At 60.7% G+C, this 13,986-nt stretch carries 12 protein-coding genes; 3 read left to right on the top strand and 9 right to left on the bottom strand.

The genetic code is table 11. The features are described from left to right. Nucleotides 1-165: 165 nt before the first annotated feature. Complete coding sequence (locus tag CLR77_RS03185) at nucleotides 166-510, bottom strand: hypothetical protein (RefSeq protein WP_143269357.1); 345 nt, start codon at nucleotides 508-510, stop codon at nucleotides 166-168. 303 nt (nucleotides 511-813) lie between these two features. Here CLR77_RS03185 and CLR77_RS03180 point away from each other — a divergent pair, with 303 nt between their 5' ends. After that, entirely contained in the window at nucleotides 814-1,800 is a 987-nt protein-coding gene (locus CLR77_RS03180; RefSeq protein ID WP_097459122.1) for a 2-hydroxyacid dehydrogenase, read from the top strand. On the opposite strand, the gene CLR77_RS03175 is transcribed toward CLR77_RS03180, so the two are convergent. The 5 genes from CLR77_RS03175 to CLR77_RS03155 form a co-directional block, all read right to left on the bottom strand. Continuing rightward, nucleotides 1,793-3,031: an ATP-grasp domain-containing protein gene (locus CLR77_RS03175; RefSeq protein WP_097459121.1), complete on the bottom strand. Its 1,239-nt coding sequence runs from the start codon at nucleotides 3,029-3,031 to the stop codon at nucleotides 1,793-1,795. The genes CLR77_RS03180 and CLR77_RS03175 overlap by 8 nt on opposite strands. Nucleotides 3,032-3,033: 2 nt before the next feature. Next, entirely contained in the window at nucleotides 3,034-4,080 is a 1,047-nt protein-coding gene (locus CLR77_RS03170; protein ID WP_097459120.1) for a formylglycine-generating enzyme family protein, read from the bottom strand. Continuing rightward, the gene (locus tag CLR77_RS03165; protein WP_097459119.1) at nucleotides 4,077-4,655 is read right to left on the bottom strand and encodes an NADPH-dependent FMN reductase; all 579 of its coding nucleotides are present in this window, start codon (nucleotides 4,653-4,655) and stop codon (nucleotides 4,077-4,079) included. The genes CLR77_RS03170 and CLR77_RS03165 overlap by 4 nt, the downstream gene beginning before the upstream one ends. Then, entirely contained in the window at nucleotides 4,652-6,337 is a 1,686-nt protein-coding gene (locus CLR77_RS03160) for a WD40 repeat domain-containing protein (protein ID WP_406564946.1), read from the bottom strand. The genes CLR77_RS03165 and CLR77_RS03160 overlap by 4 nt, the downstream gene beginning before the upstream one ends. A 63-nt stretch (nucleotides 6,338-6,400) precedes the next feature. Continuing rightward, on the bottom strand, nucleotides 6,401-6,775 hold the full coding sequence (locus tag CLR77_RS03155) for a hypothetical protein (protein WP_097459117.1): 375 nt from the start codon (nucleotides 6,773-6,775) through the stop codon (nucleotides 6,401-6,403). Nucleotides 6,776-7,237: 462 nt separating this feature from the next. Between CLR77_RS03155 and CLR77_RS03150 the strand changes: the two genes are divergently transcribed. Together CLR77_RS03150 and CLR77_RS03145 are read left to right on the top strand one after the other, a co-directional pair. Further along, nucleotides 7,238-7,507: a DUF3862 domain-containing protein gene (locus tag CLR77_RS03150; RefSeq protein WP_097459116.1), complete on the top strand. Its 270-nt coding sequence runs from the start codon at nucleotides 7,238-7,240 to the stop codon at nucleotides 7,505-7,507. A gap of 88 nt (nucleotides 7,508-7,595) precedes the next feature. Beyond that, on the top strand, nucleotides 7,596-8,408 hold the full coding sequence (locus CLR77_RS03145) for a helix-turn-helix transcriptional regulator (RefSeq protein ID WP_097459115.1): 813 nt from the start codon (nucleotides 7,596-7,598) through the stop codon (nucleotides 8,406-8,408). Here CLR77_RS03145 and CLR77_RS03140 read toward each other — a convergent pair. From CLR77_RS03140 to CLR77_RS03130, 3 genes are all read right to left on the bottom strand, one after another. Continuing rightward, nucleotides 8,402-10,162 carry a ShlB/FhaC/HecB family hemolysin secretion/activation protein gene (locus CLR77_RS03140; protein ID WP_097459114.1) on the bottom strand — a complete coding sequence of 587 codons (1,761 nt, stop codon included), beginning with the start codon at nucleotides 10,160-10,162 and terminating at the stop codon, nucleotides 8,402-8,404. The genes CLR77_RS03145 and CLR77_RS03140 overlap by 7 nt on opposite strands. Beyond that, a complete protein-coding gene (locus CLR77_RS03135; RefSeq protein ID WP_097459113.1) occupies nucleotides 10,163-13,348 on the bottom strand; it encodes a two-partner secretion domain-containing protein in 3,186 nt (1,061 codons plus the stop codon). A gap of 277 nt (nucleotides 13,349-13,625) precedes the next feature. Then, nucleotides 13,626-13,841 (bottom strand): hypothetical protein, encoded by a 216-nt coding sequence (locus tag CLR77_RS03130; RefSeq protein ID WP_097459112.1) that lies wholly within the window; start codon nucleotides 13,839-13,841, stop codon nucleotides 13,626-13,628. Nucleotides 13,842-13,986: the final 145 nt, after the last annotated feature.

The following is a 13,986-nucleotide window of genomic DNA, read 5'->3' as shown; positions in this document are numbered from 1 at the left end:
CATTACCTGCTGGATAACACTGACTCTACTTATAGTGTGGTCGCTGTTTGCATGTCTGTCAGTGGTTACTCTGTAAACAATGGTGATAGATAATGTCGGAATGCAGCGAAGTGATGTGGTTGGGGAAAGCGTTGGGGCCGGTGCCCTCATGGAGGTCTCCGGTATCTAGGGGATCTTCCCGTTTCGTGTCACGAAGGCCCATTGAGTGTCGCTATCAGATACGGTTTTGTCCGGCGCCTGAAAATGGGCGTCCAGCATATGGGATAGGCGCGAGAGCCGGTTCGCGGGTCTGTCATCACCCTTCAGCGCGGGCAGTTCCTTTTCGTCCAGCGAAAATCGTTCGCAAATCAACATGTAGGCCCTGGCGCAGTAGGCACAGTCGTCCCGTAGCGCGTTGGCGGCACAGCTCATGATGGCGGCGTAGATATAACCGCGCTCCACTTCCCCCGGGTCTGTCTTCAGCGTGAAACGATCGGTAATCCAGTGGCCGTTGGCACAACGAGTCTCCACGTTCATTCCTCCCTTCGATGGTGTCATCAAGGCGTGGCCGGCCCACAGGGCGCCTGCAAGCCCAAAGCGCCAACACTGCCAGAATGTCTCATCTTCTGGCTGCATGATGGCCTATCGATGATCGCTGTGCCACATCTCCGGCATGTTGAAAATGCGGCTCGACTCCAGTAATCGGCGGCACGGCGGCTGGCCGTCAGTCCCGTTTTCCTCGGGCCCTTGCTGCGATAGACTCGCCTGAACAGGCTTTCTCGATGTGATGTTGAGAAGAAGTCTTTCCTTCCTACCGATAAGGCGGAAAAGCGCGTGAATTCCATCGATATCGTCATCGCCAGCGCTGGCTACCTGACCATTCGCCAGTATCTGTCGCAAGCCATGCCGGAGGCCCGGGTGCAGGCCCTGGATCCCGGCACGCTACGCCGCGACGGCGCCAGGGCTTCCGTTCTGATTCCGACCATGAGCCAGATCGACGGAGCGCTGATGGATCGCATAGCGGGATTGCAACTGATCCAGCAGTGGGGCGCGGGACTGGAGCGGGTCGATATCGAGGCCGCGACCCAGCGGGGCATCGCCGTTGCCAATGTGCCGACCCATCGCAGTGGCAACGCAGAATCGGTTGCGGAATGGTGTGTCATGTCCGCCATCGCGCTCAGTCGCCATCTCTCCACCTTGGCGCGGGGCATGCGAGAGGGCGCCGCCTGGGGCGGCCCCATGGGACGAGCCCTGTTGGGGCGGACGGCAACGGTGATCGGGCTCGGCGGGATCGGTCAGGCGCTGATCGAGCGGTTGAGGCCTTTCGGCATGCGGCTGATTGGTGTCCGCCGCCATACCGACGAGGCTCAGGCATCGGCGTTGGGACTGGATCGCCTGGCCAGCCCGGATGAGCTGGACGACATCCTGCGGGAAAGTGACTACGTTTTCCTCTGCCTTCCCCTGAATGAGCAGACGCGGGACTTGATCGACGAGCGCCGGCTGGCGCTGATGCCGGACGATGCCTGTATCGTCAACCCGGGGCGCGGCGGCCTGCTGAGCGAGCGCGCCCTGTTGGCCGCCCTGGCGTCTGGCCGCCTGGTGAAGGCGGCGCTCGACGTCTTCGAAACCGAGCCGTTGGCAGCCTCATCGCCGTTGCTTGGTTATGAGCAGATCCTGGCGACGCCCCATATTGCCGGTTCGACGGACCGTTCCTACGAGGGTATCGCCGCAGCCGTCGCGGAAAACGTGCGTCGCGTGATGGCGGGCGAGCTGCCGAAAAATGGCGCGAATCTGGAGGCGCTCGGGATGCCTGTCAGGTAACGCTCAGCCCGATCCCCCGAATAAAGGCTTCCGCCGCGTCCTCTGCGGCTTCCCGGGACGGTGCGGCCGTCATGACAAAGCCGATCCGGTCGCCGTTGTTCCGGGGTGGCTGGACCCGGCTGCCGGCCCGGTGCACGACGTCGTGGCAGGCAACCAGCGGGTCGATATTGGTCGGCAGGTTCAGGGCGCTCAAGGTTCCTGACCGGTCGGCAGCGAACCAGCGGGAAACCGCATGTCGTGAGGCCTGCTGCGGTAGTTCAGGCTGTTGTCCCAGGTGCAGTGCCACCAGGTCGGCATGAATCGAGCGTTGAAAGGCAAGATTCAGCAGGCGGGGAATCCGGGCGCCCACGAGTCGGGGATTGATTTCCACCAGCATCGGACCCTGTGCGCTCACCACGATTTCGAGATGGGCCATACCCCAGTCGAATCCCACCGCATCCAACACCTGGGTCACATAGTCTTGGATCGTCTCGCTGTCGAAACGGTCAGAAGGGAAGCAGCTGCCGCGAATGGCGAAGGATGGCGGAGGAAAATACAGCTTTTCGTTGATGCCCAGAAAGCGATGACGACCATTGATGCTGAGGGTGTCGCATCCGATCATGGGGCCGGGGATAAACCGCTCCACCAGCAGGCGATCGTTGGCCCAGACGCCAAAGCCATAATCCAGGTGTTGGGGCAGGAAATCATCAACGGGGCCCAGCAACGGATTCAGGTCCTCGGCATCGCGCAGCAACACCACGTTCTGTGAACCATAGCCGTCGGTGGGCTTGATGATGACCGGCAATCCCAGCGCCTCGGTGGCGGTTCTCAGTTCCCGGTTGTCGGTGGCCAGTCGATAGAGGGGCTGTGCCAGGCCCTGTTCGCTCAGGCACTGGCGAACCGCATATTTGTCACGCAGCAGCCGGGCGCTGTCCGGGTTGAGAAAGGGGAGCGACAACCTATGGGCAAGACGGCTGGCCTCGATCATCCGGATATCCACCAGACACAGCACACCGGCAATCGGATGCCGTGCATGCGCTGCCAGAACGGCGGTTTCCACGGCGGCATAGTCAAAGCCTGAAACTTCAAGGATGTTCCTCGCCCGTTCGAGGCTGGGTATGACGGCGGGCCTGGCCCGGTAATACGCGAGATCTGCGGTCAGAAAGGTAAAGCTGTGCCCTTGGTCCAGGATGGCGTCGATGATGTCGGTGTCGTCACCACCGGGCAATTCCATCAGTAGCAGGTGCGCCATACCTAATCTCCGCTCGGTGCTGCCAGTGGGGAAACATCTTCCGCGAGGCGAAAGCCCATGGCGTAGGTCGCCGAGCGGGGATTGTGGCCGTGGCGCCGCCGGGTCCGGGCCAGGTCGCGAAAACGGGCGAAGCTGCCACCGCGGGCAACCTGATAGGTGCCGTGGATTTCTGTCAGGTGATCGGTGATGGCCTGTCCACCGGGGTAGGGGGCATAGCGGTCGGCGACAAATTCCTCCACGTTACCGGCCATGTCGGCGATCCCAAAGGGCGATATTCCCGTTGGGAAAGCGCCGACCGGCGAACTGTCGAAAAGGCCGGTCTCTGCGGTATTGGCGCAATCGGCTTCGTAGGCATCGCCCCAGGGGAACTCCAGTCCCTCGGGTCCGGCAGCGGCAAACTCCCATTCGGCTTCGGTCGGCAGGCGGAAACGGCGGCCGGTCCTACCGGAGAGCCAGTCGGCATAGGCTTGCGCGGCCAGGGGCGACACCGTGTAGACCGGGTGATTGGCCCGCTCGTGGGGATAGCGCCCAAAGACCCAACTGGTGGGGATTTCTTCATAACCCGAATCCACCAGGAAGTCCCGGTACTCGGCGTTGGTGACCGGAAACCGGGCCAGGGCATAGGCGTTCAGGCGAACCTCATGACGAGGGCATTCTTTCACGATCCAGTGGGTTTGAAGGCCCAGTCCGCCAAAGCGGGACAGCACATCCTCGACTTCCTCAGCGGGCAGGCCGATCCGGGTCACGGCGCCTGCGATGGTGACCATATCCGGCTGATCCGTGCGGATGCGGGGGTCGCCCGACAGCGCGAGTAACCGGCCGGCGACGAGTCGTTCCAGTAGCGGGCACCGGGTATCCTGGAGAGCGTTCAGCCATGTTTCCCGGGAGCTGTAACGCAGGCGCTCAACAGCGGCGGGCCACTCACTCTCGAAGCGGGTGGGCTGGAAACGTTCGGGCAGGCCGAGCCGTTGCCGGTCACTGACCGCACCGCACAGGGGCTGTTCGAAATGGGGCCAGTGCCAGCCGGCCTGCCGGTCCGGTGTTGTCATGCAGGTATCTCCTGTGTCATGGCCAGGAAGCGTGTCATCACACGATCGATGTGCTGCTGGAAAACCGGGTCGAAGTCGTAGGTGGCGTCGCTGTCGTTCCAGGCTTCCCGGGCATAGGGCACGCAGATCTGCTCCCCCATCACGTCAGCGCCCAGGTAGGCGAGCAGCGTACGTAGGGTATTGAGTCCGACGGCGCCACCGCTCCATCCCGTCGTCGCCGTGCACAACAGTACCGGCTTGCCACGGAATGGCTGGGAGACTTCCGGCAGCAGGAAGGCCAGCCGGGATACCCAGTCGATCAGGTTCTTGAGATAGGGGCTTGGCAGGCAGTTGTACTCGGGCGAGGCGATCACGATGCCTCCAGCGCGGGTAAACCTTTGGTGGAGATCCAGCACCTGGCCGACAACCAGCGGTTCATCTTCCCTGTCCTGATTGAACAGCGGCAGGTCGACTTCCGTGGCGCCGATCTCGTCCACTGTGCTGTCGGGCGGCATTCGCGTGCGAATGTGCTGGAGTAACCGGGTGTTGAACGATTCCCGGCGCTGGCTGCCGGAGCAGAGGAGCAAGGGTTTCATAGGCTGATCTCATGAACGTTGCCGTCGTAGGCGGCGGCCACAAAGTGGGAGCGGTTGGGATTCCAGTCGATGGCGGCGATGCCGGAGGCGGTGGGGCGCTGCAGGGGCAGCCAGCACCGCTGTTGCAGATCGAAGGCGGCGAGGGTGCCACCATAGCTGCCGGTCATCAGGAAGCGCTGACCGGTATCGATGGCGATGGCCTTGACCGAAAATGCATGAGGCGTGGCATAGGTAGCCTCTTCATCGCCGCACCACAGGCGCAACGTGCGATCCCGTCCCACGCTGGCAAAGCCTCGTTCACCGATAGCGCAGCAGGCGTTGGCGATGCGTGTGTGCGCCTTGTGCTGTTGCCGGACCGGCTGCAGCGTCTGCACGTCGTGCCAGCACACATCGCCCGAGGCGCCTACGGAAAACAGGTGGCAGCCATTGGCTGCCACTGACTTGACGGCATTGGCATACGCCTTTGTCTGTTGCACCGGCTGGAGGCTGCCGTCGTCGTCATTGAGTTGGAAAACGAGGAGTTCCCCGGTGTAGGTACCGACGGCCAGATAGCGGTGTCGGTCGCGGACAAAAAGGGTACCGCAGTTGAGGGGGGAGTGGTGCTGGTACAGGGCCTCCCCGGTATGTCCGTCGAACAGCGTGCCCAGCAGACCGCCACAGAACAGCCGGGTGCCGGAGTGAGTGATGAAGTTACAGAGGCTGCCCATCGCCGCCTGAGGCAGGCCGTCGCGCAAGACCATCCCGGCATCCCCCACGCTGTAGATGTGGGGGCCTGCGACGGTTATTCCATTGAGGGCTTTGCCCGCTGCGACGCCGGTCAGATCCCACTGCGCAGTTTGCCAGTCCAGCACCGCATAGGTTCCGCCGAAGGTTCCTACCGCCACCCGGCGGTCATCCAGAAACGTGGCTGCCCGGACCCAGATGCTTGCCGGGCAGGGATGACGGCAGATCTCTTCGGGCTCACCGTTGTCGTGGATGCGCCAAACGCCGATGAAGCGGTCATAGCTCAGTGTCAGCAGATGGGTTCCGGCCGGGTGTAATACCAGTTTCTTGATGCCGGCCCTATGTGCCGGCCAGCAGCGCATTGCACCGTCCAGCACACGGACGATGCGGCCGTCGTCGTCTCCGGCCCAGATCCGTCCGCGCCGGTCTATGACGACTGAATCGGTGCGCATCCCGAGGTGGTGAGTCTGCAGGGCCCGGCCCTCTTCCACGGACCATTCGCGTAAAGTGCCATCCACGCTGGAGGAGACCAGACGGCGGGAATCCTGACTCCAGGCCAGCGAGAGGACGTTGCCGGTATGGCCTGCCAGGCTGAACAGGCAATGGCCGTCTACGGTAAAAATCCGGACCTTGCGGTCGAGCGCACAGGTTGCGATCAAGCGGTCATCCGGCGAAAAGGCCGCCATATCGACATCATCCTCGTGACCGCCGAGCACGGCTTTCAGTCGCATTGACGGTACGTCCCAGAGACGGGCCGTGTAATCGCTACTGGCGCTGAGCAGCAATGTGCCGCTCTGGTTGAAGGCGCATTGGTTGACCAGGTGATCATGGTTACCACGGGCGAGCGCCTGCCGCCGGTCGGCGTCCCAGAGAATGACGGTGTTGCAGTAGCCGGCTGTGGCAATCAGGTTGCCGTGGCTGGCGATGCCTGCGATGGGGCCCCGGTGATGCATGGTCAGTGTCCTTAGCTCAGAAGTGCCGGCGCCAAAAAGGCCGCCGGCTATAGCAGCAAAAACCCAGTGTCAGACCGAAACGTTGATGTTTTGGCCAGGGTTGCCCGCCGCAGCGGCGCGAGCCGATCCATCACCATCGCCGTCGCCCGCCGCCTTGGCGGTGCCGCCCCCGGTCAGAGAGGCGATGAGGGACTGTGTCGATTGGATGTTTCCCGTCTGAAGCGCCTGACCCAATCTCGCGATAAAGCTTTTGGGGTCGCTGGTTACCCCGGCAGGGTAGGTGCTGGACAAGGAGCTGAAGGCCTGTTTGGCGGCATTCAGATTCCCGGTTTGAAGGGCCTGTGACAGTGCATCAAAACTCTGTTTTCGCTGCTGCCAGACGTTAGCCCCCTGCAGTTGCTGTGTTGCGCCGCTGCCGGCAGCGCCATTGATGGGCATTCCCATAGCATTAAGTCCCTTGTTTGAAGACAGTGTGGAGAGATGGCGCTCGAGACTCATCGAATACCGACACGCTGGAACACGGCTCTCCACGCGAACCCTGAGGAAGAAGTCCTCGGAGGGGACGGTTCGACATCAATGCCCGAACGGTCCCGGTGGCCTGAGAGCAAAGGCTGTACCAGCTCCGGTTAATAGCGGAATATCGTGGCGTTAGGTGAGGTTGGATGCGGGTAAATCTTTATTTCTTAAGAGTATTTTAAGATAACTCGAGGCGCTGGCGTGACGGGCGGAAGGCGTTTGCCTTCGTATGGCAATCTTTGTCCGAGGTTGTATTCCGGACAAGTTTCTCGCAAACCCCAACGTAAGGCGCCGAATGTCCGATGTCGCGACAAGTGTTCCTGTTTTGTCGCTGGGCTAGAATGCAGCCCCAACGCAGAGACGCGAACCACACAGAAGGAAGGTCGCAGTATGAGGCTAAGAAAAGCAGGCTGGGGTATTGCCGGAATCGTGGCATTGGTGGCGCTGGCGGGTTGCAGCAAGCTGACCCAGGAGAACTACGACAAGCTCAAGGTGGGAATGAGCTACAGTGATGTCACCCAACTGCTTGGCAAACCCAGCGAATGCAGTGACGCCCTGACGGTGAAAAACTGCAACTGGGTGAGCGGCGACAGCCACGTCAACGTCAAGTTTGTGGGTGACAGTACGGTGCTGTTTTCCGGCAAAGGGCTGGGCAAGTAAGGGGGCCGTGACCGGAAAATATCCGGGCGAGGGCTACACTGTAAGCCAATAGAGCGCTTCGGCGCGCTGGAGTCTGGTTTTACAGCTGTTGGTTTGGCGGCTTTCGCCGAGGAGTACCGTTATCGACATATCCCACCGAATCCTGACGCTATGGGATGACATTGCCGATTTTGATGCGGCCAACTCCGACGAGGCGTTTCGGCACCTGATGGAGTTCCTGTGCACTGAACTCCGTGCGACCAATGTTTCGTGGCTTGTCTCGATGCACCTTCCGGATATTGCCCCGGGTGATCCGCTAAAGGGCTGGCGACCGAGGGGGTACGGATTCTTGCACCCGGCACCCCAGCTGGAGAGTGTTGGCGAACGCTATATCGACATCGTGAAATCCGGGGCAATCGACATTACCAGCGTCCGCAACGTGGCCGAGGCCGGGCAATGGCGGGTCAATCTGCTGTCCGATCTTGCCGATCCGGAATGGTACCAGTCAGCCTTCTATCAGTTACATTACCTGGCTATCGGCCGGGCTGACGCCATCTGGGCCGGTTGCCCGGTCAATGAGGACACAGAGCTTTTCTTCGGTGTCTCCCGTTCGCCGGAGTGTCCCCCGTTTACCGCCGCTGAACGGGATGCCATGGGGATCATCGTGCGTGGCCTCAAGTGGTTTTACCGTCAGTTCCTCCTCAGTCACGGCTACTGTATCGCCAGCGCTCCCTTATCCGTATCGGAACGACAGGTGCTGCAGGGCCTCCTCTGTGGCTCTACGGAAAAGGAAATTGCCCGCGAACAGGGACTGAGTCCGCATACGGTCCATGATTATGTGAAAGCGATCTACCGAAAGTTCGGTATCCGTAACCGGGCAGCCCTGATGGCGTTGTGGCTGGGGCGCTCGATCTCTCAATAGGACAGGGTCAGCGCGAAATGGATCTGCACGTGGCCTTTCTGCGTCACGGGCCCGTCTTTCAGCGGCACGCCGAACGAGAAACGCCCCTGTGCATAGCGGCCGTACTGCAGGCTTAGCCCTGCGCCCAGGCTGTAGAGGTGGATCGTTCTATCGCCTGGGTTGTTGTGCAGGTTCCATAGTGTCGCCCCATCTGTGAACAGGTACGGAGCCACCTGGTCTGTAGGGCCGCTATGCAGCAGGCGTGATAACAGCTGCACCGCCGGGAACCTGAGTGTGGCAGAGGCAAGCACCCCGTTATCCGCGTAGGCTTCGTTCTCCGCATAGCCCTGGACAGCGGAATAGCCACCACCGGCAAACTGCTCGCTGGACAGCAGGTTCGTGGACGCAAGCTGTCCGGACAGGGCCAGGCCGGCTGTCAGGTAGCGGTTCAGGGCATGCTGCCCCTGGGCGTTCAGCTTGAGGTAGGCGTATTGTGCGCTGGCACCTTGTCTGGCCAGGCTATAGTCGTTGTCGTCGTTATGGGGGCCGATGTCGCCGGGGCTCAGGTAGAGGGTGCCGTCAAATCCCGTCTGCCAGCCTGTGCCCTGGGTCTGGGCGTTATAACCGACGACGAGCTGGGCCACTCGGGTTACGGTATCGTTCACCGGGACGCCGGAAAAATTCAGCTGATAGTCGGAGTACTTGTAGTCCGCGCCCATCACCAGTCCCTGGGACAGCGCTCCTGAACCCTCCAGGGGCCTGTGCCAGCGACCTTCGACCTGCCAGGATTTCCCGGTGCTATCGAAGGGTGCGGTCATCGAGGGCTTCATTCTCGAGTAGGCGGAAGACAGGTCGACATCGCCACCCTCCCGGTTGAAATGCGTGTAGCTCAGGGAGTGGCTCTGGGACCGGTCCAGGCCGGGGTCGGTCTTGTACTGATAGGTCATCAGGTCCGGCAGGCCGAAGGGCCGCCCCCAATCGAAACCGGCCATGATCCGGTTAGCTCCCGTGTTGCGGGTGCCGGTATTGTCGACGCCGGTAAAGAGTCGGAATGGGTAGCGCTCCCGGACCTTCAGCGCCAGTTCTGTGGTGCCCGGCCGGGTACCTGCGGCGGCCTCCAGTCTCGCGTGGCGGAAGGGGTTGCGGTTGATGTAGGCCAGTCCCTTATCGATCTGCCGGGTGTCGATCCTTTTTCCCGTCTTGAGACCCAGCGCCTGCCGGTAGCCTTGTTCACTGAACCACTTTGCGCCGTCCACCTTGAGCTCGCCGTCCAGTGTCGCCAGGCGGACGACGATCTTGATCGTGCCGTTGGCGACGGTCTGACGAGGCAGGTAGATCAGGGCAAAGGGATAACCTGCCTGCTTCACCTCCCGGCGAATGATAGCGATGGCCCGATGCAGCGATTCCAACGTTGCCATGTGGCCGAAAAAGGGTTGCAGTGCCAGCGCCAGGGCTGAGTTGCCCTTGAGCTTCTCTACCTCGATCGAGAGGCCTTTAGGTACTTTTTCCAGGTTGATATGTTCATCGGGCACCAGCGCAAGTCCCTGCAAGCGGTCGAGCACCTTGTGCTCGCCAGGTTGCCCGGGCACCGCTTCCCCGCCGGACTCCCGGACCGTTGCCGGTGTCTCTGGCAACAGCGCGGGAGGGCGTGCTTCGGGTGCTGCATTGCGGAGGGATGTCTCTGCCAGCGTCGACAGAGGGGCACAGAGCATCGTCAATAATAGGGCATAAGAGCTCCCGACGGAGCGCCGCCGCAGACGGATCGATTTCATCATTTAATTCCCGAACATTTCTGCGGCGACTTCGAGGGAGGCCATGGACAGTTCTGAGCGCTGAGTCTGCGAACCACCCCCTTTCGATACAAGCTCATGGGGGTTGCTGATGCTTTTCGAGTTGAGCGACACGAAATCATCGTATGCAGCCTTGTTGTTGCCGGACTCGATCTCGGCACTGACCGCCATGGTGGTCAGTAATACGGCTGATCCAATCACAATGCCGACCGGGCCACTGGCAGCTGTTGCGGCTTCGATCGTTGTGTCGACGGCAAGTGCTCCTCCTCCCGCGCCAGAGGCGTGGACGAAGATGGTTGCGGCATTGGCAATGACTGCCGCCGCGGCGGCGGAGCCTGCACCGGTACCGGTCAGGGCGGCGACGCCGCCTATGACCGCGGTTTGTTCGGAAATGAACTGTTGCCGTGCCTCCGTGTAGATGTCCGGGAAGTAGTTTTCGGCGAAAAGCGCGGTCATGCCTCGCGTTTCGCTTTTCTGGCGCTTTTTGTAGGCAGCAAGTCGCTGTTGAAGGATTTGCAGTTGGCGCTGTCGGTTCGCATTGACCCGGCCTGCCACCTTGGCCAGCAGCAGGCGTTGGTTGTTGGTCAGCGTGCTGGGGTCTTGTTGCGAGAGAAGGTCGATCAGCTGCGGCATGATGCTCATGACGTACGTCTGCGCGGTGGCATTGCCGTTCCTGGCATCCTGAATCACTTGGTCGAGTGTGATGGCGCCGGTTTGGATCTTGCCAAGATACTGCTTGGTGGCCGCATCTATCGGCTTATCCGCCGGCCAGGCTTTCAGTACCGCCTGGACATGATCCTTAATCGTCTGGGACGGTACTCCATGGAATGCCGCCTTCAGATCATCGGGCGTCGCTTTTTCCTGTGTAGGTGCATAGCTGATGACAATGGAATCCGTATGTGTCGGTATCTTGACCGGTTTCGGCTTCAGCTTCAGATTCACGGTTATGGTCGTGGTCGTCGGTCGTGTGACGAACGGGTCGTCATTCCCCGTGGTGGGTGAGGTTGTCGAAGCTGCATTGGGGTTGGCGCCGGAGAAGATGTAGTAGTTATTCAGCGGGTCGAGCTTCCCGGCGGGCGCCGACTGATAGCTATAGTTGAAAAGGCTCTCTCCACCGCTGAGTCCACCGGCCTGCGTGCGATGGTAATCGGTGGCGTAGATCCGGAAGTTTGAGTAGAGGTGCCCGAGCAGTGTGGTGTATGGGCCGAAAGTGAAGGCGCTCGAACTCAGGGTCTTATTAATAACGGCCCCGTCACTGGTTGCGAGCACCAGCTCGCGGCAGCCGCCGCAGGGTTTGGTCCGGGCACTGGACGGAGGCGGACTCGTCGCAAAGGAGAGGGACGACCCTGCATCGAGAATCAAGTCGCCGACGGTGCGGAAACTGAGCAACGGCGATGTGGTATTTGCCTGGTTCAGGGCGACTTCCAGGCCATCCGCACTGTCCACAATCTCGACACTCCCGGTCACCGGGTCGTCATGTAACCAGACTTTGCCGATCTGGTTCGCGGGATTGACCGCGGAAATGGAATTGACCCCGGAGCCGTAAAGGTTGAGGGTTCCTACCTGTAGCTTGCCGTTGAAGATCTCGTTGGCGTTGTCGCTGCTAACGGCAGACATGGCCTCCAGGTTATCGACCCGGATGGTGGACGCGTCACCCTGGGTAATCCCTGCGTCGTCATACAGCACCAGTTTGCTGCCGGTGCCGCCGGTGATGGAGCCGTTGACCGCGATAGTGGTGGCCGCCAGCATGAGGTATTGCGCGCTCCCCCAGGTGATATCCGAGTTCACGGTCAACTGATTATGGGCGGTAACCTGCACGTTGGTGCCGGCGTTGAGCAGGGCTTCGATGGTGGCTGTGTTCAGGGTAGAGTCGAGCAGTGTGTTGCTGCTGGTCCTCAGGTACGTGGCTGAACCTGAGCTTGGGCTGGTGGTCGTGATATTGGTATCTGCACCGCTGGACGTGATGGTGAGATTGCCAGGATCCAGCAAAAGGGTTCCTGCGTTACCACCAGACGCATTGAGATTGATCGTGGCTGGCCGAAAATCGAGCACCCCTCCGGAAACCTCCGCAAAACCGCCGTTGGCGGTGCCACCGCGAGCTGTCAGACTGCCAAGGAAGGTGGTGCCCTGATCCGACCAGACTGCGACCTGCCCGCCGTTCCCGTCGGAACCGGTCGCCGATGCATCAATCGTGGCCGAGGGTGAAATGAGGGTATATGCCGCGTTGGGAATGTTGGCGTCCGAGTTGCCATGGACGCTGCCACCGATAAAAATGTCGCCGCCGTTCGAGCCCTTGTGTGCGCCAAGCGAGCCCGACACCTGAATATTGCCGCCGTCGGAACCAAGGACGATGCGTCCGCCGATGTTGTTCACGGCATCCGCGCGGATCACGCCGGACTGGTTTACCGCCACAGCATAGACGTCGCCGCCTGCTGCCCGAAGCTCCGCCTGGGCTGCACGGATTACCCCTTGGTTGTCGACACCTGTTTCGCCATTCCCTACCTTGATGCCGGAACGAATCAGTATCGGATGGGGCTGGTCTGGCACGTACAGTACGTCATTGCCTGCCGCCAATCCGACGCTGCCATTGGGCGCGCTGATAGTGCCCTCGTTCAGCACCTGATGGCCGATCAGCATCACGTTGCCGTCCGCCGCTTCGATGGTGCCGTAGTTCACGATGCTTGCGGTGGACGATCCCAGAAAATCCAGCGGGCCACCCTTCAGGAAGGCTTCGTTTGAAATGTCGCGGGTCGACGCCAGAAAGCCCCGCGTGTTGATCTCCGCCCCCTGGCCGATCACGATCCCGTTGGGATTGATCAGGAAAACCCGACCGTTTGCGGAGATATGACCCAGGATGCTGGAGGCACCGGTCCCGGTCACCCTGTTCAGGATGCTGGAACTCCCATCGGGCATCGCAAAGTTGACCGACTCCGACGTGCCGACATTGAAACTCTGCCAGTTCAGGATGGCAGCATGAGTCGTTTGCTGAACCGCTGTCAGACCCGGTGCGGGGGTCGTGACAGCCACCTGTCCGGCCTGCACGGCGGCGCCCTGTGGTGATGCCGATACCACAGAACTCAGCTCAATGCCGACCATGAGGGCAAGCAGCTTCAGGGACCAGGGGCGGTTAAATCGCAGGGGGATGGGGCGGTCACGAAGTGGGAGATTCATAATGCTTGTCGATCTCTCTGATCGATGCTCTCGAGCATCCAATGATTAAACTTCTGTAACCTAACGTGGTGTCTATCGAAAGGGAATCCCCTGAACAGGGGGGGATACTGTGACGTGTAGGGCGGGATGACTGAGGGGAGCGGGGACTGGTTATAGCAGCAAAGCGGTAGCCATGAAGTCCAGGATGTCGTGTCGATAGTATCCCGGCAATCGTGTTGCCTGTGGCAGTGAGACGGACACCTGAACTCAGATGGCGCCGGATGCCCGTTTCGTGGGATCAGTCCCGATCGCGACTGATGTATTGAACGGTCCCCAGAAACCCAATGAACAATGAAGTCAACGCCAGGATAAACAGCAGGAAGCCGACATAGACCGGAGCACCGGTTTGTCCGGCATCGTGGTGAACCACGCGGGAGAAAATCACAATCAGGGCGGCACCGATAATGAAAGCCTTGCCGAAATGGTTGCGGACGATTTTTTGAACAATGTTCACCAGGGCTCGTCTCCGTCAATAGGGGCATGAAATGAGGGGCCATGCTTTCCTGGGTTCCTCCTGCGTTCACGCAGGAAAACATACAGGAGGGCTTATGCAGTGCATTATCCCATTTTCGGCAGGCAAAAGCCTTCGCACCTTTGAC

This window comes from Mangrovitalea sediminis (assembly GCF_002514725.1).
GTDB classification, from domain to species: domain Bacteria; phylum Pseudomonadota; class Gammaproteobacteria; order Pseudomonadales; family Oleiphilaceae; genus Mangrovitalea; species Mangrovitalea sediminis.
This window is presented reverse-complemented; position numbering and strand designations above follow the sequence as displayed.